The organism is Gordonia sp. 852002-50816_SCH5313054-c (assembly GCF_001665925.1).
GTDB classification, from domain to species: Bacteria; Actinomycetota; Actinomycetes; order Mycobacteriales; family Mycobacteriaceae; genus Gordonia; species Gordonia jacobaea.
Genome location: NZ_LZTE01000054.1, coordinates 1 through 19609, shown reverse-complemented (window position 1 = coordinate 19609; position 19609 = coordinate 1). Strand labels below are relative to the sequence as shown.

Genomic DNA, 19609 nt, shown 5'->3' with positions numbered 1-19609 from the left:
CCAATGTGCAGGCCATGCCCCATGAAATTGCGAACATCGCGGAAACCCAGGGCGCGGGGCAGATCGCGGTCGGAAGCTTCCACAATCAAGCGATCCGTGACCGCGCCCGCAGTCCGCAACGCCAGCCGTTCGGCCTCAACAGTGGCTTCCACCAGCGCCGCATCGGACACCAACGACACATCGACGGCAGCCAACTCATCCAACACCGCGGCAAGACGTGACAGCTTCTCCGCCACCACCGCATCCGCCGACCCCACCGCAGCAGAGGCCAACACAGATGATCCCAAAGCTGAAGGCGCACGGCCATTCTCGCTGTTGTTGCGATTGCTGTTGCTGTTCACGTGCCGCCACCCCCGCTCCACGTCATGTCGAATATGTGTTCTACATTACCCGACAATACCGACAGCCTCGAGGAAATCTCGAACAAAAGATCGAATCTGTGGAGACTCGTCGCAACGGACAATCCCGAGCGGCGCAGTCGCTCTTCTACCGCAACCCTCCCCTTCCCGATGAACCCCTTGCCGATGCGCCCTTCGCCGCATACTTCCGCCGGAAACGCTCGACGCGCCCCTCGGTGTCGACGACGCGTGCGGTGCCCGTCCACAGCGGATGCGAGGCGCTCGTGATGTCGACGATGATCAGCGGATAGTGTTGTCCGTCATGCCATTCCACGGTCTGCGTCGACGTCGAGGTCGACCGGGTGAGGAACTGCGTGCCGGTCGCGGCGTCGCGGAAGACGACCGGGTGGTAGTCGGGATGGATGCCAGATTTCATGGGAGATCCCCTTTCTCGGAATCGTTGAGTTGTTGATCGGGGTCGAGACCGTCAGTGATGGAAAGCAATCCGGACCCGGGAGGCTTGCTGTCGGCGCACGGGTCCTCGTGCCGAGTGCCGAACGGGTCGTCGTACTCGCGCCAGGCATCGGACCCCTCCGCCATTTCGACGTCGGTGAGCGTCGCGGCGTTCAATGCCTCGACAATCTCGGTGACGTCCGCGCGGTGCGCCAGGATCGTCAGCGCGTTGTGACGGTCACCGAATACCTCGTCCCACCGAAGCGCCGCCATCGCGAGGCGCGCCTCCTCGACGTCGGCGCGCTCGTCGGCCGGCATCGCCGCGACCCACTGTCCGGCCTCCTCGACCCGTAGTGCCCCGCCGGCGGACTCCAGCCAGAACACGTCGTCGAATCGCGTTGCCAGCCAGATTCGGCCGCGCGAGCAGATCACGCCGTCGAGCAGGTGGTCGAGGGCGTCGTGGAGGCGCGTCGGATGGAAGGGTCGGTCGCTCTCGAATACGGCCATGGACACACCACATTCAGTGGTCAACGGTGGCGCCCCACGCAGGAGCGGGTCATGCGGACCGAAGACTGCGCCGCGTCGGGCGGTCGGGCCTATCGCGCGCAGCAACTGGATCAGGGTGCCCGGCCGGATGGGTCGTTGAGGCAGCTCCATCACGATCGGAGCGCCGGGCGCGAGGCGACGCAAGACCTCCATCAGCCTCGCCGACGACCATGCGTCGCGAAACGCCGGGTCGGCGCCCGCGAGTACCAGCGCGTCGGCGAAGGCGACCTGACCGACCGCCACCTGCGCCAGGGTGCGATCGTCCTCGGCCACGGCAGAATCCCACTCAGCAGACCACTCGACAAGCCCAGCTTCACCGAGTGTGACGTCGCCGCTCGCGGCGTCGAGCCACTCCATCTCCGACACGCACGCGATCGTTGCGTCGACGACGACGTCGCGCCCCGCGGGAGCGTCGACGAATCCAGGCATGTCCGAGCAGACGACATGCTCGATCGACCAGCACAACGCCTCGGGTTCGATGAGCGGATCGAGTTGCAGCACAATACGTTCCACCGTTGATCGCTGGTGCAGTCGACGCAGCAGCGGGAGCAGGTCGATCCGCAGCGTGCACGACACGCACCCGTGCTCGAGCGAGATCTCGCGGATGTCGGTGTGCTCGACGCCGTCGAGGTCGATCGTGCGCGTCGTGCGCAGCACCCGACCACTGGGCAGCGACGAGAGGTCGTGGTGGACCAGCGTGGTCCCTGCCATCGCGAGCGCGTCCACGGTCCGCGCCACCGCTTCCCTGTCGAGCCCGGTGACCAGCGTCATCGGAGTGCGCGGCCTCGACGGCCGGCGTCGAGCATCAGTTGAATCGGCCTGCACAGCGTCGCTCCTTCACTTCAGAATTATTGGCAACGATTTCCATTTAGCGTGCCGCCACGATAGCGTGGAATACCGCACTAACGCCAATCGTTTCCAACAAGGAGGTTGTGCCGTGGCAGCACGATGTCAGGTCACCGGGAGAACGCCGGGGTTCGGCAATCAGGTGTCGCACTCGCACCGAAGGACCTCACGCCGCTGGAACCCCAACATCCAACGACGCCGCTACTACCTGCCCAGCGAACGACGTTTCGTGACGCTCGACGTGAGCGCCAAGGGCATCAAGACCATCGACCACAAGGGCATCGAGGCCGTGGTCGCACAGATACGCGCACGAGGAGAGAAAGTCTGATGGCTCGCAACGAGATCCGACCCATAGTCAAACTCCGGTCGACGGCCGGAACCGGCTACACCTATGTCACCCGCAAGAACCGCCGCAACGACCCCGACCGCATGGTGATCCGCAAGTACGATCCGATCGCCAAGCGTCACACCGAGTTCCGTGAGGATCGCTGATGGCCAAGAAATCCAAGATCATCCGCAACGAGCAGCGTCGTGAGATCGTTGCCCGCTTCGCCGAACGACGTTCGGCACTGAAGCGCACCATCGTCGACGCCGCCGCAACACCCGAAGAGCGTGCACAGGCCCAACGCGACCTGCAGGCGCTGCCCCGCAACGCGAGCCCGACGCGCGTCCGCAACCGCGACGTCGTAGACGGCCGCCCGCGCGGCTACGTCGGCAAGGCAGGCGTGTCGCGAGTCCGCTTCCGCGAACTCGCCCACCGCGGCGAACTACCGGGCATCCACAAGTCGAGTTGGTGAGTACCGTCGGGTGTGGGCGCTCACAGCGTCCGCACCCTGCGGCCAACCACCCATCACCCACTACAGAGGACTTCACCCATGGCGAAGCGAGCACCGCGTCGGCCACGGCCAGGCGCCGACACCAAGCCCAAGCAGACCCGCAATCAGCTCAACGCGCTCGGCATCACCGACGTCGACTACAAAGACGTCAACCTGCTGCGCAAGTTCCTGTCCGACCGCGGCAAGATCCGCAGCCGACGCGTCACGGGACTGACCCCGCAGCAACAGCGCCAGGTGGCCACCGCCATCCGCAACGCGCGCGAGATGGCGTTGCTGCCCTTCGTTTCTCAGCGCTGAATCGTCGCCGCTGCTGAGTCTCAGCCGGTTCCGGTTGCCCACAAGCGCGGTATCCGCGCGTCTGGGCAACCGGCACATTCAGCGAGTCACGACCCGCGCTGCATGTCGAGGCTGATCTCCTCGGCGTCGAGTTGCCCGAGCGCGCGGCTCAGCGCCGACGAGCTGTACGTTCCCTGGCTACGCAGTGTGAGCAACTTCTTGCGCTGCGCGGCGATGATCTCGCGGCGGGTCCGGCGGATCTGCACGCGTTCTTCGAAGTTGAGGCCGTACGGCGTACTGGCGCCCGCGGGCACCACACCGCTCTGCGGATCGTCGGAATCACCGGCGTCCGAAACTGCGTCGGCGTCCTCATCGGCCTCGCGGCTGACCTGTTCGAGTCGTGGTCGCAACCACGGGATCTGTCTGACCGTCTCGGACTCAGCCATCACTTTCTGGGCGGTCGCGTCGAGTTCCGCGCGCAGCCTTCGACGTTCGGCGAGCATCGATTCGGTGTCGTCGCCGATCTTGAGCTTGCGGATCAACCACGGAAGCGTGCCGCCCTGGATCAGCAACGACGCCGCCGCAACCACGAACGCGACGAGAACCAACAGTGGCCTGCTCGGGGTATCGTCCGGCAGCGTCTGTGCAGCGGCCACCGTCACCACGCCGCGCATTCCCGCCCACACCACGATCGCCGACTCCTTCGGCCCCAGCGGCGCTTCGGTGTAGTAGTCGATGTCGGCGAGGGTGCGCGTGATCCGCGAATTGATGCGGGCCGCGGTGTCCGTGGAGACGGGCGGCATGTCGCCTGCCGCGAGTTTGGTGGTGTCGCGGTGGCGGCGGCGTCGAAATGCCCTGCGCCACCACTGCCGACTCCGACGTTCCTGATCGCGGTCGATGTCGGCGCTCGGCGTCACCGAGAAATCCGCGAGCATCGGGCGGATCTGATCGCCGCGTCGTCGCTTCCTGTCTAGCCACCACGCCAGCGGCACGACGTACAGCGCCCGCACGAGCAGCGCGACGCCCAACACCGACAGCCCGATCCACACCGCGTTCGGCACGCCTTCGTGGTCGTTGTGGACGTCGGACATGAGGGTGAAGAGCTCCAGACCCATCAGCAGGAACACCGCGCCCTCGGCGATCAGCTCGACGACGTGCCAGTTCTGCATGTCCGAGATGCGGTGCTGCGGCGTGAGATATTTGACCGCGCCTGCGCCGGTGATCAGACCCGCGGTGACCGCGGCGACGAGACCCGACGCTCCGATCGCCTCCGCCGGCACGTACGCGATGTAGGGAACGGTGAACGAGATCGCGGTGTTGGCCGTGGCGTCGCGCATCCGCGACCGCACCCAGAGGTTGGCGACGCCCACCGCCGCACCGATGGCCACCGCGCCCGCCACCGCGAAGACGAAATTCAACGCCACGCCCCAGAACGAGATCGTGGCCGCGGTCGCCGCTACAGCGGCCCGCAGGAGCACCAGCGCCGACGCGTCGTTGAGCATGCTCTCGCCCTCGAGCACGGCGACGACGCGCGACGGTACGCCCATTCGCTTGGCAATCGACGTCGCCACCGCGTCGGTGGGACTCACGATGGCACCCAACGCGACACCCGTTGCCAGCGAGATACCCGGCACCACAAGCGTCAAGAACCACCCGACGACCACGGCACTGAGGATCACCAGCACCACCGACAGTGTGCTGATCGCGGTGAAGTCCCTACGGAAGTCCATCGTCGGCATACCGATGGCCGCCGAATAGAGCAGCGGGGGAAGCACTCCGACCAGAATCCACTCGGGATCGACGTGGAACGCGGGTACGAACGGCATGATGCCGATGACCGCGCCGACGAAAACCAGGACCAGGGGCGCCGGAATCCGCAGGCGAGGAGCGATGTCGGTCACCAGCGCGATGAAGAGAACCGCTGCAACGACGATCAGCACTTTTTCCATCGCGTCTGCCCCTTCCAGGGTCTGTCGCCGGCCACCGGAGAACACTTCCACCGAAAACTGTGCCATTGACTGTTGACAACAATTTCGGTGCCACTTACCGTCGAAAGCCTACGGTGTGACACCCCACACTGTCGGTTGCGCTCAAGCACCGAATGCATCTCGCGGAAGGCAGTTCTCATGACGAAGGCACTGAGGTACGACCCCGACGAGACGGTGTCGATCGACGCCCAGCACGGCCTCCCGCGCGCTGAGTACGAGCAGGTCCTCGACGACCTCTCGTCGGCGTCGGTTCATCGAAACTTCGACCCCTACCTCGACATCGATTGGGACGCTCCCGACATGGCCGTCGTGCCCGACGATCCGCGATGGGTGCTCAACTACGAGGTCGATCCGATCGGCCGCCACCCCTGGTATCAGGAACAGCCGCTCGACAAGCAGATCCGCATCGGCATGTGGCGACAGGCGAACGTCGCGAAGGTCGGGTTGCAGTTCGAGTCGATCCTGATCCGCGGCCTGATGCAGTACAGCTTCAAATTGCCCAACGGCGCCAAGGAATTTCGCTACACCACGCACGAATCGAAAGAGGAGTGCAACCACACACTGATGTTCCAGGAACTGGTGAACCGCATCGGCATGGACGTTCCGGGCGCCAAACTCGGCTACCGACTGATCTCTCCCGTGGTGCCGCTGGTATCCACGACGTTCCCCACCATCTTCTTCTTCGGCATCCTCGGCGGCGAGGAACCCATCGATCACCTCCAAAAAGACTTCCTGCGCATGCGTTCCGACCTCCACCCCGCGATGGCGGCCGTCATGCAACTACACGTCGCCGAAGAAGCACGTCACATCTCGTTCGCGCACCATCACCTCCGTGAGAACGTCGCCCGTAAGGGCCGTTTCCAGCGTTTCGTGCTGTCGCTGATGTTTCCCCTGGCCATGCGCATCCTGCTCGGTGCGATCATGGTTCCGCCGCGCGGATTCAGGAATGAATTCGACGTCCCGCGCGAGGTGATGCGCGACATCTTCTGGCGCGCCGAGTCGTCGAAGCGTGTGCGCCGCAACGTGTTCGGCGATGTACGGATGCTCGCCGCGCAGTGCGGACTGATGAATCCGGCGTCGCGCGCGATGTGGCGAGCCCTCGGCATCTCGGGCCGTTCGTCGCGGTTCCGTAGCGAGCCGACCTACACCGCGGCTTGAGCCCGATCACTTCACTTCTGCCACCGAAAGAGTAACGGGCCCAACACATGCCACATGTCGTGACCCAGTCGTGCTGCGGCGACGCCTCGTGCGTCTACGCGTGCCCCGTCAACTGCATCCACCCGACACCGGACGAGCCGGACTTCGCGACATCGGAGATGCTCTACATCGATCCGACGACCTGCGTCGACTGCGGAGCATGCGTCAGCACGTGCCCGGTCGGGGCGATCGTTCCTTCTCATCGAATCCCGTTGGGACAGCGACGTTTTGCCGACATCAACGCGCTCGCCTACGCCGCCGACGGACAGCTCGGTCTCACCGACGCACGGTTCCCCGTCGACCCCGTGCAGCGACTTCCACTCGCACCGATCGACCATCCTCGGGCACTCGGCATCGAAGAGCCCGTGTCCGTGGGCATCGTCGGGTCGGGGCCGTCGGCGATGTATGCGGCCGACGATCTGCTCCGCCACCGCTCGGTGTCGGTGACGATCTACGAACGCCTCCGACGCCCCTTCGGCCTCGCGCGCTACGGCGTCGCCCCGGATCACACCCGAACTCGGCAGGTCATCGACCTGTTCGACGACATCGCCCGCAATCCACGAGTCGAGATCCTTCTCGACACCGAGATCGGCCGCGACATCACGCTCGACGACCTGCGCGCACGGCATCACGCGGTGATCTGGGCGGGAGGTGCGCCGACCGATCGTCGCCTCGAGATCGAGAACATCGACGCTCCCGGCGTCGGATCGGCCACGTCGTTCGTCGGTTGGTACAACGGCCATCCCGACTTTGCCTCGCTCGCTCCCGACCTGTCGCACCCCTGTGCGGTCGTGGTCGGAAATGGCAACGTCGCGCTCGACGTCGCGCGCATCCTCGTCGGAGGTGCGGGGCGCCTGGCCGACACGTCGATCGCGCCTCGTGCGCTTGCCGCGCTGGAGTCGTCGTCGATTGAGCAGGTCACCGTGCTCGGGCGCCGCGGTCCAGAGCACGCCGCCTTCACGTTGCCCGAACTCGTCGGCCTCGTCGACAACGGCGTGCGAGTGGTCACCGACGTCTCCGACTTCACAGACGTCTCGTACGACAACCTCGACCCGGTGGCGCGGACCAAGCTCGAACTCCTGGCAGAACTGGCGACCGACCAACCAGTCTCCGGTCGCCACATCCGCCTCGCGTTCAACCACACACCGCAGTCGGTGTCGGTCGACGGGTCGGGGGCCGCCGATGGGCTCGTCGTCGCAAACTCGCAACGAACGGGCCTTTCCACAACGACGACGCTCCCCGCGGGACTGATCCTCACCTCGGTCGGGTACCGCGGTCAGCCCGTCCCGGGACTTCCGTTCGACGCCGCGCGCGCAGTGATCCCGCACGACGCAGGACGCGTCTGCGACGACGGTCGTCGCGTACCGGGCATGTATGTCACCGGCTGGATCAAGCGCGGGCCGTCGGGCTTCATCGGTACCAACAAGACCGACTCCGGCGAGACGGTCGAATCGTTGTTGGCCGACCTCGAAGCCGGCCTGCTGCCGACGCCGACCCGGGTGCCGACGCGCAGACAGACGCGGGGGTCGCGCGCAACGCTCGTCCGGGCCGGCCGCTGATCGGTAGATTTGCGGGCATGAGCCCTTCGAAGCCGACTCAACACGCCGAATACAACCGCACGACGACCGAGGCCAATCTGCCGCTGCTCGCGACGGAAATGCGCCTCGGACTCCGCGAGTACGTCAAGGACGAGGGACTAGAACTTGACGATCAGTCCCCCGCGTGGGTGACGCGCAGTTCGCAGTCGGTGAAGCCGGGTCCGCTGGCGCCACAGAGCTTGGAGCCCGACACCGAGGACACCGATTTCGGGACGCTCGTCGTGCTGACGCCCGCGCATCTCATTGTCGAGGTGGTCGGGTCGAGTAAGGGGGTCGTCGTGACGTCGGTGCCATTTGCGCAGGCCACGCTATCGCCGACGGATGCGTTGTCGACCGATCCTGCCGAACGCGGGTTCACGGTGTCCGGCTTCGGCGACGCCGCGCCGCTGGGCAACACCTGTCACATCGGGCTCGGGCCAGAGTCGGAAGCCGACGACTGTTTTGCCGCTGTACGCTCCGCAATTTTGAGTGCCGCCGGTATCTGAATCGACGCAATGTCACAATTCGGTTTCCTACGTTCGAATGACACCGCCTGAGCATCGCATAGACATGCGCTCGCGAGTATCGTCATCCCGCGACGGGGGTGGCCTGGGGATGAACAACACACTTTCACGCTTTGCCTATATCGACGCCGCACGAGCGACAGCTCAGAATTTCGTCGACCTCGTGTGCAACATCGACAATCCAGACGTGTCGCTGGGCAGGCGGTCGAAGTGGACCATCGCGGAGTGCGTCGGACACGTCGCCAGCGAGCCCTCCCGCTACTTAGAACTGGCACGTGGCGCCACGGCGTGGCCGAGCCGCCCGTCTGATCTCAAGGACATCTACGCGAAACAGATCGCGAATCTGCCCACCAGGGAGGTGCACAAGCTCGCACAGAGACTCGTCGACGAACTCGACGAACTACTCGACCTTGTCGGCCACTTCGGCGCGCGAGTACCCGTCATGGCCGTCGAGGGTGACTGTCGTGGGGTCCGTGCCGACTCCGCGCTGGGCATTTTGATCGGCAAGATGACCGTTCACGGCCACGACATCGCACGGGCGATCGGCGCCCACTGGGAACTCGACCCGAGCGTCGCACCGCTGGTCGCACGGGGCAGGCACCAGCTGTTGCCGTGCTGGATCGATCACCTCGGAGAATCGTCGCCACCCGACGCCACATTCGAAATCCGGTTCCGCGGAACCGACGAACGCTTTATCTACCAGTTCACCGACGGGCATCTCGAGATCAACCCCGACGAGCATGTCGACCCTGATCTCTATGTGAGCGTCAAACCAGCCGCGGGGGTGCTCATCGGCTACGGCCGCATGTCGCCGATGCGTGCACTACTGACAGGACGAGCCATGGCCTGGGGTCCCAGTCCATGGCTCGCTACCCATCTGATCAAGCGGTTCGCGCCGCTTGATGCCTGACGCGACCGCCGCCGCGCTGCTGGCCGCGACTCTGCGTGTTCTGCTGACCGCGCGACTGTCCGCTGCGCGCCTGGCCTGAGCCGCGCTGGCTCGAGGCGCCCTGTCCGGAACTGCGCTGTCCGGAACTTCGCTGACCCGAACCGCCCTGCGCGGAGCCACGCTCGCCGGAGCCGCGCGAGCTCTGCGCACCGCGTCCGTCACGAGGTCCGCCACTGCGGCGTCGTGCACCGTTGGCGCCGCCGCGACCACGTCCACCGCCGGCTCCCTGACGGGACTGTCCAGCCGGGCGGGCGGGCTCCGGTGTCGGCTCGACTCGCTCGGCGCGTGCGCCGACGAGAGCGTCGACCTCCGCCGAGCTCGGGCGCACCCGAACCGGCTTGACCTTGATCGCAGCCTTGCCGAGCAGGCCGGCAACGTCGCGACGCTGGTCCGGCAGGCACAGCGTGACGACATCGCCCGCGTTGCCCGCACGTGCGGTGCGGCCGGAGCGGTGGAGGTACGCCTTGTGCTCGGCGGGCGGGTCGACGTGGACGACGAGCTCGATGGCATCGACGTGCACACCGCGCGCGGCGACGTCGGTCGCCACGAGCACGCGCACACCGCCCTCGCCGAACGCCTTCAGGTTCCGATCACGTTGCGGCTGAGACAGATTGCCGTGCAGGTCGACGGCGGGGATGCCGTCGGAGGTGAGCTTCTTGGCGAGCTTGCGCGCCTGATGCTTGGTACGTGTGAAGAGGATTCGACGTCCCGTTCCCGATGCGAGCTCGGCGACCATGGCGTTCTTGTCGGCGTGCTCGATCTCGAAGACGTGGTGCGTCATAGCCTCGACGGGCGACGTGGCCTCGTCGACCGAGTGCATCGTCGGATTGTCGAGGAAGCGCTTGGCCAGCTTGTCGACGCCGCGGTCAAGGGTGGCCGAGAAGAGCATCCGCTGTCCGTCGGCAGGCGTTGCGGCCAGGATTCGGGTGACTCCGGGAAGGAAGCCCAGGTCGGCCATGTGGTCGGCCTCGTCGATGACGGTGATCTCGACGTTGTCGAGACGAACGATGCGCTGCTGCATCAGGTCTTCGAGTCGTCCGGGGCATGCGACGACGATGTCGACGCCGCGCCCGAGCGCCTGCTCCTGACGGGCCTGCTTGACGCCACCGAAGATCGTGGTGACGGTCAGGCCGACGGCCTTCGCCAGCGGCTCGACCGCGGTGGCGATCTGTGTGGCCAACTCACGCGTCGGCGCGAGGATGAGGCCGGTGGGCGCGCCGGGGACGCGGTCGACGTCGAGCTCGGCCAGTCCGGCGACCAGCGGGATCGAAAACGCAAGTGTCTTACCGGAACCCGTACGGCCGCGGCCGAGGACGTCGCCGCCGTCGAGTGTGGCGGGAAGGGTGTCGGTCTGGATGGGGAAAGCCTCGGATTTTCCGTCCGCGGCAAGGACTTTCACGATCTCGGCAGGTACGCCGAGCTCGGCAAATGTAGTCATGTAAAAGGTCTCTCTACGTGCTCATCAGCACTGCGGACCACGGTGGCCTGTGCTGTGGTGGCGAAATCGCGGGTGCGCGAAGTCGTTTCGCCGTATGAAGTCAAAGAGCGGTGGTCGACCCCGGGCTATGTGGGGGACCCGCCGCGAGAATTGCGATCTACGACGCGTTGGCTATGTCTGTGCACGCCAATATGTACACCGTACGCGAGGTCGTCCGAGTGAGCGAATCATGGTGAGCGCAGTCACGTTTACGCTCCGAAGTGGCTGCGGCGGAAATGTCAGAAAGCTTCGCTGACCAGTACCGCGAATGTGCCGGGCTCCAGTGCGTCGAAGACATGGTCGGCATCTCCGGGATACGAGATGTAGTCGCCGGGCCGAAGCTCGACCGGATCATCGAGGGGTCCAACCAACGCCCTACCCGCTGACAGAACGACATGTTCGACGACGCCCCGCGCATGCGGGCGAGACACCTTCGGCTCCCCCGGCTCGGCGCGCAGCAAGAAGATGTCGCGTCGCGACGACGGCGACGCCGCGGACAACAGCGTCGAGATGTACTCGGCGGTCGCCGACGGAATGGCCGGTCCGTCGCCGAACTTGATCACCTCCACCCGACGCGGCGGGGTGTCGACGAGGTCGGAGAAGGTCAGGCCGAGCGCCTCACTCAGCGCCCAGACAGTCTCGATGCTCGGGTTGCCAAGACCCTGCTCTAGCTGCGACAACGTCGATTTCCCAATGCCCGCACGCCGCGCGAGTTCGCCGATCGACAGGCCGACACGAGCCCGCTCACGCTTGAGCGCCGCTGCGATCACCGCGGTGGGACCCGACGCCGTCGGATCAGCCTCGGACCGACCCGCAGCGCCACCGAGGTGGTCGTCCGGCGAACCATCCGAGTGTTCATCTTGACGAACAGTACCCATATGTTCATCATAGTGGTCATGCGTTCGTCATGGGAAACACTCGGCTACGACACACTGCGCAGCGTCGCAGTGATGGCGATGTCGGTGTTCGTCATCGGATGTTCGTACGGCGTCGCCGGTCACAGCGCAGGGCTCAGTTGGTGGCAGATCCTGACCATCGCCTGCGTGGTGATGGCGGGCTCAAGTGAGTTCGTCTTCGTCGGCATCATCGCCACCGGCGGACTGCCCATCGTCGGCGCTCTGGCCGGCCTGCTGGTCAATACCCGCAACCTCGGCTACGGCCTGTCCGTCGGGCCATATCTCGGCTCGGGCATCCGCCGACTCGTCGGAGCACACATGGTGAACGACGAGACGGCCGCCCTGACCGCCGCAGCACCCGACGCCGAGCGTGCACGGGCAGCCTTCCTGTGGTGTGGGATCGGCGTGCTCGTCTCGTGGCCGGCGGGCTCAGCTGTGGGTTCCGCTGCGGGACAGGTCATCTCGAGCCCCGAGACGCTGGGGCTCGACGCCGCGTTCCCCGCACTACTGGCCGCACTGGCGATTTCGGCACTGCGAGCACAACGTTCCGAGCGCGGCAAGCTCGGTGGGTCGCTGGCCCTGGGCGCCGTGATCGCCGTTGCCACAACGCCTTACGTTCCCGCTGGCGTCCCGGTCCTGCTCGCCCTCGCCGGGCTCCTTGCCGGCGTGCCGCTCCCCCGCCGCGATGCCGACCGTGCGCTGGATACTGCCGAACGTGCGGTCCATCCCGTCGACAGTGCGTCTCCTCATGCCGACCGTGCGTCTCGTTACGCCGAGAGTGCGCTCCAGACCGCCGAGCGTGCGTCGTGACGCACGGTACGCAACTGTTCATCGGCGTCGCAGTGCTGGCCGCAGGTACCTATGCGCTGCGGTTGGCCGGCCCCCTGCTGCGCTCACGAATTACCGTGTCGGACAAAGTGCGCGCACTGATCGACCGTGCCGCGCTGGTTCTCCTTGTTGCGGTCGCCGCGACCGGCGCCCTCTACGCCGGGCAGGATCTGTCCGGATGGGCGCGGCCGGCGGGTGTTGCCGCCGGTGTGGTGGCCGCACTGCTCAAGGCACCGCTGATCGTCGTGATCTTGCTGGCGGCAGGTGTAGCCGCTGGGCTCCGCGCGGCCGGCGTCGGGTGAGTTTGCCCTTACTCGGGGCACGCGGCATGTACGTTATGCGCGCTTGACCCAAATCCCTTCTCCGCGAACCGGACACGACGGCACCAGGGTTTCGAATCGCCGGGCGCGAGAGCTTGTCATCGGCACACGAACGCCCGAAGATCGTTGAGTTCGCATCGATCTACCGAGGGACCCTCACATGCGTAAGCGCTCGACGCCGCGTCTTCTGGCCATACTGACCGCAGCCATTCTTGGACTGGGTTCGGCCGTCACGTGTGCCGCGACTGCGCAAGCGGCTCCTCGCCTTCCGACCAACCCGATCGGCACCCCGACCTACACGGTGAACGTCAACAAGCCCGGCGGACCCTCGGGATACATCTTCTACACAACGGGCTGGGCCGCAGCGGTACCGCTGCCCGTCGTTCCGCGCGGACTCGGCAACACCGACCAATCCGCCGTCATCGTCGACAAGTCCGGGCGGGTCGTGTGGCGATACACCGTCGCCCAAGGGGGCAGCATCTCGAACTTCCGCACGCAGACCTATCAGGGACGCAAGGTGCTCACCTGGTGGGAAGGCTCCGGCCAAGGTGGCCACGGCGCGGGAGTCGACGTCATCGCCGACACCCGTGGGCACATCATCAAGAAGATCACCCCTGCGGGACTCGGCTCCGATGTCCACGAATTTCGGCTCACACCTGACGGTCGGGCACTGATCACGTCATACCACCAGGTCAGCGCCGACCTCACGTCCGTCGGCGGTCCCAAGCGCGGGACCCTCCTCGATTGCGTCGCCTCGGTTGTCGACGTCGCGAGTGGTCGGACGCTGACCGAATGGTCTGCACTACAACATATTCCGCTCACGGCGTCGGCTGCCCGATACACCGGCCTCGGCGGCGCAGCCACCTTCGACCCCTTCCATATGAACTCGATAGTGCTCGACCCGGCCGGAAACCTGCTCATCTCTTTCCGAAACCTGAACGCCGCCTACAACATCGACGCTCGCACCGGTCAGATCCTCTGGAGCGTCGGCGGAAAACACTCGAGCTTGCGCATGGGGCCCGGAACGGACTTCTTCGGCCAACACGACGTCGAGTACGCCGATTCCCACACGATTCGCTTGTTCGACAACAACATCAACGTTGCCACCCAACTCGGCGACTCCAGCATCAAGTGGATTCGACTCGATCCCACGCGACGCACCGCGACTCTCGTTCGGCGCCAGGCACATCCCGGAGGCCTGGCCACGGCAGCCACCGGCAACGCCCAGGCAGTGGCCGACGGTTACACCTTCGGGAGCTGGGGCACCGCCCCGCACATTTCGGAGTTCTCACCGTCGGGCGAAATGACCTACGACGCAACGCTTCCGGTCGGCACATATCGCGCCTACCTCGACACCTGGCCGTGATCGGAACGGTCTGAGCCGTAATGCTTCATCAGCTCCTGAGATCGACTCCGCCGACCGCTCGTCCGGCGAGTAGCGCCACAAGCTCGCTCGCTGGACGAGAGACCACCTCGCTGCCGTCACCGACCGACCACGCGAGATCGGTTGCACGAAGCGTGCGATTGCCGACATCCACTCCGAACTGTCGACCTGCGATTCCATCCGCGAGCGAGTCGAGGACAATCAGCGTCGCGTCATCAGACGAGCTGCGCGGCAACGTATTCGGAACGGTGATGTCGGCAGAGTGGATCACCGCGTGAGTCAGCGCGCCTGCGGCTCCACCTCCAGGTGGCGCCCACCCGGCCATGGTGTCGCCGCGCAGGTCGTCGAGTAGCTCGCTGAACGGTCGGCGCGCGTCACGCTCCGCGATCGTCTGCGACAGCTTTTCGAAGTCGCCATCCACCGCGGATAGCTCCGCCATGAAGGCGGGCCCGTCGTAGCGTGCGGCCATCGTCATATGTGCAACGACGTGCCGCACGCGCCATCCCGCGCACAGTGTTTCGGCGTCGGCAAGAGCGGCGCCACCGCCCAGCGACTGCGCGCCGTCGTCGAGGAGATCAGCCAACGCGGACAGTTGCAGGCCGACGAGCGCCTGAAGGTCGGTGGTCGAGATGTTCATGAGGGTTCTTTCGGTTGTCGGGCAAGGTCTTCGACGTAGGTGACGCCACGTTCGAGCGCCGTCTGCCAACCGGCCCTCGCTTCTGGTGTGCGATATTCCGGTGGCAAACCTCGCTGATGGGTGACGACTTCCGTTGTGCCGTCGCCGAGGTCGACGAATGTCAGCGAGGTGTGCACTCCGGAGTCCACTTCACGCCAAGCCAAGAACCGCGGTGCCTCCACGTCGGTGTACTCGGCGCGCATCCGGTACTCCGAGCCGTCGACGTCGTTGACCATCGTCGTCTCGAAGGCGCCACCTGGGCGCAGCTCGACGACGATCCCCTCCAGCGGCGTCGACGTCCCCGTCGGACCCCAGAAGTGAGTGAGGTGTTCGGGCTCGGTCATACACGCGAAGACGAGTTCCCTTGGGGCACGGTAGATCCGCCGCACTGTGAAAGTGTCGTCAGCCATGACCTTTTCCCTGTTCGACGATGGACGACAAGTGCTCGGAGAGCCTGTCGTGTCGAGCCACCCACTCGTCGCGACGGCCTGCGAGCCATCGCTGGGCGGCGTCGAGTCGATGGACTTCCAGATGGCACGGGCGTGACGTACCGATCCGCGTCCGCGTCACGAGGCCGGCGTCTTCGAGTACCTTGACGTGCTTGGAGATCGACTGCTGCGTGAGCGTCGACTGTTCGGTGAGCTCGTTGATCGTCGCGTCGCCCCTGGTCAACGTTTCGACGATGGCCAGCCGCGTCGGGTCGGCGAGGGCAGCAAATGTGTCGCCCAGTTGAGCTGTCATCACCACTCACTTTCCATCTTCACTACTTATCAGTTGTACACGTTATGAGTAGTATAGGACGACGCAAGCGTGTTGTCACGCGGGCATGCCGCACGCAAGCTCAGGCGCCATAGGCGGCGACGAATGCTGCTGCTGCCGCGGTGGAAAGCCGTTGACGCTCAGCGCTATCGGGCAGGTCGTCGGGCATGAACTGGGCTCGATCCAGCGCGGACCCAAGCGCCAGATAGGCGAAATGCGCTGCAGCAAGACGACTCTCGTTGACGACGAGCAGCCCTGCGTCGATGTACGGCTGCAAACATTGCGCCACGACTTCGACGCCCTGCCCCGGCCCATAGTCGTAGTAGCTGCGGGCGAGATCCGGAAAGGCGTCCGCCTCGGCGATGATCAGTCGACGCAGGGACAGCACCCGCGGGTTCAGCACCGCATCGAGGTACACGAGCGCGACGCTGCGGAGCCGCGTCTCGAGCGCTCTCGACGATGTCGCGGCCGAATCGCCGAATGCTGATGTGAGCGTGGCTATTACCGCGTCCGAGTTCGACGCCACACCTTCGACGATGTCCCGGAACAGACGCTCTTTGTCGGTGAACTGCTTGTAGACGGTTTGCTTCGACACACCCGCCCGCGTCGCCACTTCGTCCATGCTCGTTCCGCGAAACCCGTTCCGCAGGAAGAGTTCCGTCGCGGCGTCGAGAATCGCCTGCCGTTTACACTCGGTCCGCCCCGGCGTCGGCTCGTCGTCCTTCTCGCTCATTCTGCGTCAGCCAATCGTCGGAGTACTGGACAGTCTAGTTCCATCCAACCTATCATCGGTACACCCAGCGACCCCGAGGAGAGCCATGACCACATTTCGTACCGTGCTCGAGGCAACGGGCGGCAAGAACGTCGGGATCGTCGTTGACGAGGACGTCGTGCTCGCCTTCGGTCGTGGGAAGCGCGTGCCCGTCATCGTCACCATCGACGGCGATTACACATACCGCACGACCATCGGCGTGATGGGTGGGCGCTACCTCGTGTCATTCAATGCCGAAACGCGCAAGAAGACGGGACGCGGCGCCGGCGACGAGGTCGAGGTGGAGCTCGTCGTCGACCCAGACCGGTAGAGAACAGCTCAGCCGAGCGCCATCCGTAGATCCCACAGCGGCGCATGGGGTTCCATCTGCCACTGGCGTACGGCGTTGAGGCGGATGATCCGCGTGGTGCCCAGAATCAGAAGTGCAGCGAGCGGTAGTTCGGCGAGGAACGCGGTGAGTAGCGAGACCCATCGGTCGTCGGGGGCCGCGGTCATGATGTCGAACCAGGCGTCGCAGATGAGCAGGATTCCGGTGGTGAATCCCGCGAGCACCAGCAGTTGTCGACGCAGGAACGCCAGCACCGCCGTCGCGGTCATCATGGTGACGAGCAGGACGTCGAAGCCAATCCAGGTGACGGACCAGTTGTGGGCAACGTAGTCGACCGGCAGGGTCAGCCCGAGGAAGACGATCCACGGGATGAGCGCCGTCGCGCCGATCGCCATCACACCGATGCGCACGCGCCGAATCCTGCTGCGCACAACCGGGCTCGGCGCTATCCCGTCGAGCGGGCGGGACAGTCGGGCAATCAGATCCCGACGCTGCTGCGCAGTCAGAGCTGCGATCTCGGCGTCGGACAGGATGTCATGGCTCATGACCATCACCTCTCGGAGCGGACGATTCCGTCTTACCCGCTCGGGAGCCTCATCTGCCAACTACGCACCGGTTGTGCCGAAGAGTTGCTCGTAGCGTTGCTTCGGCTCGAGCGTGAGTCCGGACTTCACAAGCTTTGCCCAGTCGTCCGCCAGCACTTCCTGCTCTCCCGACTCGATGGCGTCGAGGCCGGCATTTGCCAGCTCGGCGGGTGAAAGCTTGGGCGCGTCCATGCCCTGAGACATGTCGGTGTCGACCAAACCCATGTGGATGGCCGTGACCTGCGTGCCCTGCGCGGCCAACTCGAGTCGGGTGCTGTCGGTGAGCATCCAGGCTGCTGCTTTCGACGCGGCGTACGCGCCGGCGCCCGGTGCGGTGAACCACGACAACGCAGACACGACGTTCAGGATTGCTCCCCCACCATTCGATTCGAGGATCGGCGCGAACGCACGGGTCACAAGCAGCGGCCCGTAGAAGTTGGTATCCATCTCGCGACGGATCGCTGCCTCATCTCCGGACACCAGCGGCGTTCCCGTGGAGATGCCCGCATTGTTGATCAGCAGATCGACGTCGGTCGCCGTCGCGGCGGCAGCGGCGATGTCGTCGGGATTGGTGACATCGAGCGAGATCGCCTCGACGCCGTCCGCGTGGATGGTGCCGGCGTCGCGAGCCGCCGCGTAGATCTTCGACGCCCCGCGGCGCTTGAGTTGTTCGACGAACGCCGCTCCGATTCCCCTGTTCGCGCCGGTGACGAGCACAACCGCACCCTCGATGTTCATGATGGTTCCATTCTGTATCGATCGCTAGCTTATTGACTCAGCCACCGTAACACATTCTGTAACGGTCGCTATGTTATTGTCGGACCGTGGCAGGCCGACCTCGGAGTTTCGATCGCGACGCCGCCCTGCTGGCGGCCGTCGAGGAGTTCTGGCGTTCGGGATATGACGGCTCCTCCATCGCGCGGCTCACTGCCGCCATGGGCATCACGGCACCGAGCCTCTACGCGGCCTTCGGCGATAAACAGCACCTGTTCGACGAGGCGTCGGCGCTCTACTTCGACCGCGCGATCGCAGCAGTCGACGACGCAACCGCGCTGCCGACCGTCGAACAGGCGATCGCCCGAATACTCGACGACACCGCACACGCGCACACCGGACCTACGACGCCGCCCGGCTGCCTGATGCTGACCGAACCGCGCCTCGGTGCGCAGCGGGAAACCTTGCGGGCGCGCCTACAGGATCGACTCGACCAGGGCATACGCGACGGAGACCTCGCCGCCACAGTCAACAGCGATCAGTTCGCAGAGTTCCTCGTTGCCGTTCTTCGCGGAATGTCGGGATGCGCGCGCGACGGCGGCTCGACCCAGGACCTCCTAAACATCGCCGACACCGCGATGACGGCGCTGCGGGCGGTGAGCACCGCAGCAGAGAAGTCTGCGTGAGCTCACACGTTCAAGAACACCGATGCCGCATGGACTCGGCAAGTTCGCGGTCGAGGCGATCGCGCGTTCGGGTTTCCGAAACCCCTAGCCCCACATGATTTGTCCACTCGCCGCAGCTCCGAGTAGATGCTGGAGCCGTGGGACTGTCTGCCGGACACGGATAGTGGGCGCTCGAGCCAAGGCCCAAGCCGTTCGCCCGGATGCCCTCAGTAAATGGTTGATGCTGGATTCGGACCGTCTCCGTACCGGTCAAATCGAACGTACCAGGCCCCAGGCCTATAGTCGCCCATGCGCAGGAAACTATTTGTCTCACCGCCAGGATCATCGATCCCATCGAGATCTGGTCGCCACAGTAGTGCGACATCTTCATCTCCCGTTAGTGCGCCAGGAACCTCATCCCAATCGAAGTCGGGTCCAGCGTCGTTCTCTCCGTCGGGTACTCCGTCATCGTCGTCCCATTCCGGACCTAAAGGAAGGCTCCGAAATTGCCGCCGCAGCACGCCCTGCTCGTCAATTGCATCGCGTGCAACATCAACCCACCCCCCGTTACAGCAAGAGCCTCCTCCGCGGGCGTGCGCGAGGAATGATCAAGACCTGTGGATCAGGGAGGGCGTGCCTTCCCGTAAATATGATCCTGGTAGTCACTTGATCAAGT

Annotated in this window: 24 protein-coding genes and 1 pseudogene; 13 read left to right on the top strand and 12 right to left on the bottom strand. The window is 65.2% G+C overall.

Translation table 11 applies throughout. The features are described 5' to 3' along the window. From A5788_RS23550 to mrf, 3 genes and pseudogenes are all read right to left on the bottom strand, one after another. Positions 1-341: pseudogene (locus A5788_RS23550) on the bottom strand (HNH endonuclease); the annotation flags it as partial. A 145-nt stretch (positions 342-486) separates the two neighbouring features. Further along, positions 487-774: a type B 50S ribosomal protein L31 gene (locus tag A5788_RS12825; RefSeq protein WP_064870540.1), complete on the bottom strand. Its 288-nt coding sequence runs from the start codon at positions 772-774 to the stop codon at positions 487-489. After that, a complete protein-coding gene (mrf, locus tag A5788_RS12820; protein ID WP_064870539.1) occupies positions 771-2108 on the bottom strand; it encodes a ribosome hibernation factor-recruiting GTPase MRF in 1338 nt (445 codons plus the stop codon). The genes A5788_RS12825 and mrf overlap by 4 nt, the downstream gene beginning before the upstream one ends. 166 nt (positions 2109-2274) lie before the next feature. On the opposite strand from mrf, the gene rpmB reads away from it, so the two are divergent. The 4 genes from rpmB to rpsR all read left to right on the top strand — a co-directional run bounded on the left by rpmB (position 2275) and on the right by rpsR (position 3316). Beyond that, a complete protein-coding gene (gene rpmB / locus A5788_RS12815) occupies positions 2275-2511 on the top strand; it encodes a 50S ribosomal protein L28 (protein WP_005202545.1) in 237 nt (78 codons plus the stop codon). Next, positions 2511-2675: a 50S ribosomal protein L33 gene (gene rpmG / locus A5788_RS12810; RefSeq protein ID WP_005179659.1), complete on the top strand. Its 165-nt coding sequence runs from the start codon at positions 2511-2513 to the stop codon at positions 2673-2675. The genes rpmB and rpmG overlap by 1 nt, the downstream gene beginning before the upstream one ends. Further along, positions 2675-2980 carry a 30S ribosomal protein S14 gene (gene rpsN / locus A5788_RS12805; RefSeq protein WP_064870538.1) on the top strand — a complete coding sequence of 102 codons (306 nt, stop codon included), beginning with the start codon at positions 2675-2677 and terminating at the stop codon, positions 2978-2980. The genes rpmG and rpsN overlap by 1 nt, the downstream gene beginning before the upstream one ends. A gap of 78 nt (positions 2981-3058) precedes the next feature. Beyond that, positions 3059-3316, top strand: a complete 258-nt coding sequence (rpsR, locus tag A5788_RS12800; RefSeq protein WP_049697956.1) for a 30S ribosomal protein S18 — start codon at positions 3059-3061, stop codon at positions 3314-3316. Positions 3317-3402: 86 nt separating this feature from the next. Here rpsR and A5788_RS12795 read toward each other — a convergent pair whose 3' ends face one another. Then, positions 3403-5244, bottom strand: a complete 1842-nt coding sequence (locus A5788_RS12795) for a cation:proton antiporter (protein ID WP_049698106.1) — start codon at positions 5242-5244, stop codon at positions 3403-3405. Between the two features lie 177 nt (positions 5245-5421). Here A5788_RS12795 and A5788_RS12790 point away from each other — a divergent pair, with 177 nt between their 5' ends. The 4 genes from A5788_RS12790 (at position 5422) to A5788_RS12775 (ending at position 9491) form a co-directional block, all read left to right on the top strand. Next, complete coding sequence (locus A5788_RS12790; RefSeq protein ID WP_064870537.1) at positions 5422-6441, top strand: AurF N-oxygenase family protein; 1020 nt, start codon at positions 5422-5424, stop codon at positions 6439-6441. A gap of 47 nt (positions 6442-6488) precedes the next feature. Then, positions 6489-8039 carry a 4Fe-4S binding protein gene (locus tag A5788_RS12785; RefSeq protein ID WP_064870536.1) on the top strand — a complete coding sequence of 517 codons (1551 nt, stop codon included), beginning with the start codon at positions 6489-6491 and terminating at the stop codon, positions 8037-8039. A 17-nt stretch (positions 8040-8056) separates the two neighbouring features. Further along, positions 8057-8563 (top strand): hypothetical protein, encoded by a 507-nt coding sequence (locus A5788_RS12780; RefSeq protein ID WP_064870535.1) that lies wholly within the window; start codon positions 8057-8059, stop codon positions 8561-8563. Between the two features lie 109 nt (positions 8564-8672). After that, on the top strand, positions 8673-9491 hold the full coding sequence (locus A5788_RS12775) for a maleylpyruvate isomerase N-terminal domain-containing protein (protein ID WP_064870534.1): 819 nt from the start codon (positions 8673-8675) through the stop codon (positions 9489-9491). Here A5788_RS12775 and A5788_RS12770 read toward each other — a convergent pair. Next, positions 9463-10968 (bottom strand): DEAD/DEAH box helicase, encoded by a 1506-nt coding sequence (locus A5788_RS12770; protein ID WP_064870533.1) that lies wholly within the window; start codon positions 10966-10968, stop codon positions 9463-9465. The genes A5788_RS12775 and A5788_RS12770 overlap by 29 nt on opposite strands. Before the next feature lie 278 nt (positions 10969-11246). Beyond that, the gene (locus tag A5788_RS12765; protein ID WP_064870532.1) at positions 11247-11885 is read right to left on the bottom strand and encodes a helix-turn-helix domain-containing protein; all 639 of its coding nucleotides are present in this window, start codon (positions 11883-11885) and stop codon (positions 11247-11249) included. 18 nt (positions 11886-11903) lie between these two features. Here A5788_RS12765 and A5788_RS12760 point away from each other — a divergent pair, with 18 nt between their 5' ends. The 3 genes from A5788_RS12760 (at position 11904) to A5788_RS12750 (ending at position 14417) form a co-directional block, all read left to right on the top strand. Beyond that, positions 11904-12713: an AzlC family ABC transporter permease gene (locus A5788_RS12760; protein WP_231894306.1), complete on the top strand. Its 810-nt coding sequence runs from the start codon at positions 11904-11906 to the stop codon at positions 12711-12713. Next, positions 12710-13033, top strand: a complete 324-nt coding sequence (locus tag A5788_RS12755; protein ID WP_064864745.1) for an AzlD domain-containing protein — start codon at positions 12710-12712, stop codon at positions 13031-13033. The genes A5788_RS12760 and A5788_RS12755 overlap by 4 nt, the downstream gene beginning before the upstream one ends. Before the next feature lie 178 nt (positions 13034-13211). After that, positions 13212-14417 (top strand): arylsulfotransferase family protein, encoded by a 1206-nt coding sequence (locus tag A5788_RS12750; RefSeq protein ID WP_064870530.1) that lies wholly within the window; start codon positions 13212-13214, stop codon positions 14415-14417. A 28-nt stretch (positions 14418-14445) separates the two neighbouring features. Here A5788_RS12750 and A5788_RS12745 read toward each other — a convergent pair whose 3' ends face one another. The 4 genes from A5788_RS12745 to A5788_RS12730 all read right to left on the bottom strand — a co-directional run bounded on the left by A5788_RS12745 (position 14446) and on the right by A5788_RS12730 (position 16603). Beyond that, on the bottom strand, positions 14446-15072 hold the full coding sequence (locus tag A5788_RS12745) for a maleylpyruvate isomerase family mycothiol-dependent enzyme (RefSeq protein WP_064870529.1): 627 nt from the start codon (positions 15070-15072) through the stop codon (positions 14446-14448). Further along, a complete protein-coding gene (locus A5788_RS12740) occupies positions 15069-15521 on the bottom strand; it encodes an SRPBCC family protein (RefSeq protein ID WP_005202525.1) in 453 nt (150 codons plus the stop codon). The genes A5788_RS12745 and A5788_RS12740 overlap by 4 nt, the downstream gene beginning before the upstream one ends. Then, on the bottom strand, positions 15514-15852 hold the full coding sequence (locus tag A5788_RS12735) for an ArsR/SmtB family transcription factor (RefSeq protein ID WP_197494592.1): 339 nt from the start codon (positions 15850-15852) through the stop codon (positions 15514-15516). The genes A5788_RS12740 and A5788_RS12735 overlap by 8 nt, the downstream gene beginning before the upstream one ends. 100 nt (positions 15853-15952) lie before the next feature. Further along, positions 15953-16603 carry a TetR/AcrR family transcriptional regulator gene (locus A5788_RS12730; protein ID WP_064870528.1) on the bottom strand — a complete coding sequence of 217 codons (651 nt, stop codon included), beginning with the start codon at positions 16601-16603 and terminating at the stop codon, positions 15953-15955. Between the two features lie 85 nt (positions 16604-16688). Between A5788_RS12730 and A5788_RS12725 the strand changes: the two genes are divergently transcribed. After that, positions 16689-16952 carry a DUF1905 domain-containing protein gene (locus tag A5788_RS12725; RefSeq protein WP_005202521.1) on the top strand — a complete coding sequence of 88 codons (264 nt, stop codon included), beginning with the start codon at positions 16689-16691 and terminating at the stop codon, positions 16950-16952. Between the two features lie 8 nt (positions 16953-16960). Here the strand turns inward: A5788_RS12725 and A5788_RS12720 are convergent, their stop codons facing one another. Next, positions 16961-17515, bottom strand: coding sequence for a hypothetical protein (locus A5788_RS12720; protein ID WP_005202520.1), 555 nt, complete (start codon positions 17513-17515; stop codon positions 16961-16963). 60 nt (positions 17516-17575) lie between these two features. Continuing rightward, positions 17576-18292: an SDR family oxidoreductase gene (locus A5788_RS12715; RefSeq protein WP_005202519.1), complete on the bottom strand. Its 717-nt coding sequence runs from the start codon at positions 18290-18292 to the stop codon at positions 17576-17578. 86 nt (positions 18293-18378) lie between these two features. On the opposite strand from A5788_RS12715, the gene A5788_RS12710 reads away from it, so the two are divergent. Beyond that, positions 18379-18954, top strand: a complete 576-nt coding sequence (locus A5788_RS12710) for a TetR/AcrR family transcriptional regulator (RefSeq protein ID WP_005202518.1) — start codon at positions 18379-18381, stop codon at positions 18952-18954. The last annotated feature ends 655 nt before the right edge of the window (positions 18955-19609 follow it).

Excerpts from the sequence above, each read along its gene's own strand:
- A5788_RS12825 (WP_064870540.1), bottom strand. The coding sequence starts at position 774 with ATGAAATCTGGCATCCATCCCGACTACCACCCGGTCGTCTTCCGCGAC.
- mrf (WP_064870539.1), bottom strand. The coding sequence starts at position 2,108 with ATGACGCTGGTCACCGGGCTCGACAGGGAAGCGGTGGCGCGGACCGTG.
- rpmG (WP_005179659.1), top strand. The coding sequence starts at position 2,511 with ATGGCTCGCAACGAGATCCGACCCATAGTCAAACTCCGGTCGACGGCC.
- rpsN (WP_064870538.1), top strand. The coding sequence starts at position 2,675 with ATGGCCAAGAAATCCAAGATCATCCGCAACGAGCAGCGTCGTGAGATC.
- rpsR (WP_049697956.1), top strand. The coding sequence starts at position 3,059 with ATGGCGAAGCGAGCACCGCGTCGGCCACGGCCAGGCGCCGACACCAAG.
- A5788_RS12795 (WP_049698106.1), bottom strand. The coding sequence starts at position 5,244 with ATGGAAAAAGTGCTGATCGTCGTTGCAGCGGTTCTCTTCATCGCGCTG.
- A5788_RS12790 (WP_064870537.1), top strand. The coding sequence starts at position 5,422 with ATGACGAAGGCACTGAGGTACGACCCCGACGAGACGGTGTCGATCGAC.
- A5788_RS12785 (WP_064870536.1), top strand. The coding sequence starts at position 6,489 with ATGCCACATGTCGTGACCCAGTCGTGCTGCGGCGACGCCTCGTGCGTC.
- A5788_RS12780 (WP_064870535.1), top strand. The coding sequence starts at position 8,057 with ATGAGCCCTTCGAAGCCGACTCAACACGCCGAATACAACCGCACGACG.
- A5788_RS12775 (WP_064870534.1), top strand. The coding sequence starts at position 8,673 with ATGAACAACACACTTTCACGCTTTGCCTATATCGACGCCGCACGAGCG.
- A5788_RS12770 (WP_064870533.1), bottom strand. The coding sequence starts at position 10,968 with ATGACTACATTTGCCGAGCTCGGCGTACCTGCCGAGATCGTGAAAGTC.
- A5788_RS12765 (WP_064870532.1), bottom strand. The coding sequence starts at position 11,885 with ATGGGTACTGTTCGTCAAGATGAACACTCGGATGGTTCGCCGGACGAC.
- A5788_RS12760 (WP_231894306.1), top strand. The coding sequence starts at position 11,904 with ATGCGTTCGTCATGGGAAACACTCGGCTACGACACACTGCGCAGCGTC.
- A5788_RS12750 (WP_064870530.1), top strand. The coding sequence starts at position 13,212 with ATGCGTAAGCGCTCGACGCCGCGTCTTCTGGCCATACTGACCGCAGCC.
- A5788_RS12745 (WP_064870529.1), bottom strand. The coding sequence starts at position 15,072 with ATGAACATCTCGACCACCGACCTTCAGGCGCTCGTCGGCCTGCAACTG.
- A5788_RS12740 (WP_005202525.1), bottom strand. The coding sequence starts at position 15,521 with ATGGCTGACGACACTTTCACAGTGCGGCGGATCTACCGTGCCCCAAGG.
- A5788_RS12735 (WP_197494592.1), bottom strand. The coding sequence starts at position 15,852 with ATGACAGCTCAACTGGGCGACACATTTGCTGCCCTCGCCGACCCGACG.
- A5788_RS12730 (WP_064870528.1), bottom strand. The coding sequence starts at position 16,603 with ATGAGCGAGAAGGACGACGAGCCGACGCCGGGGCGGACCGAGTGTAAA.
- A5788_RS12725 (WP_005202521.1), top strand. The coding sequence starts at position 16,689 with ATGACCACATTTCGTACCGTGCTCGAGGCAACGGGCGGCAAGAACGTC.
- A5788_RS12720 (WP_005202520.1), bottom strand. The coding sequence starts at position 17,515 with ATGAGCCATGACATCCTGTCCGACGCCGAGATCGCAGCTCTGACTGCG.
- A5788_RS12715 (WP_005202519.1), bottom strand. The coding sequence starts at position 18,292 with ATGAACATCGAGGGTGCGGTTGTGCTCGTCACCGGCGCGAACAGGGGA.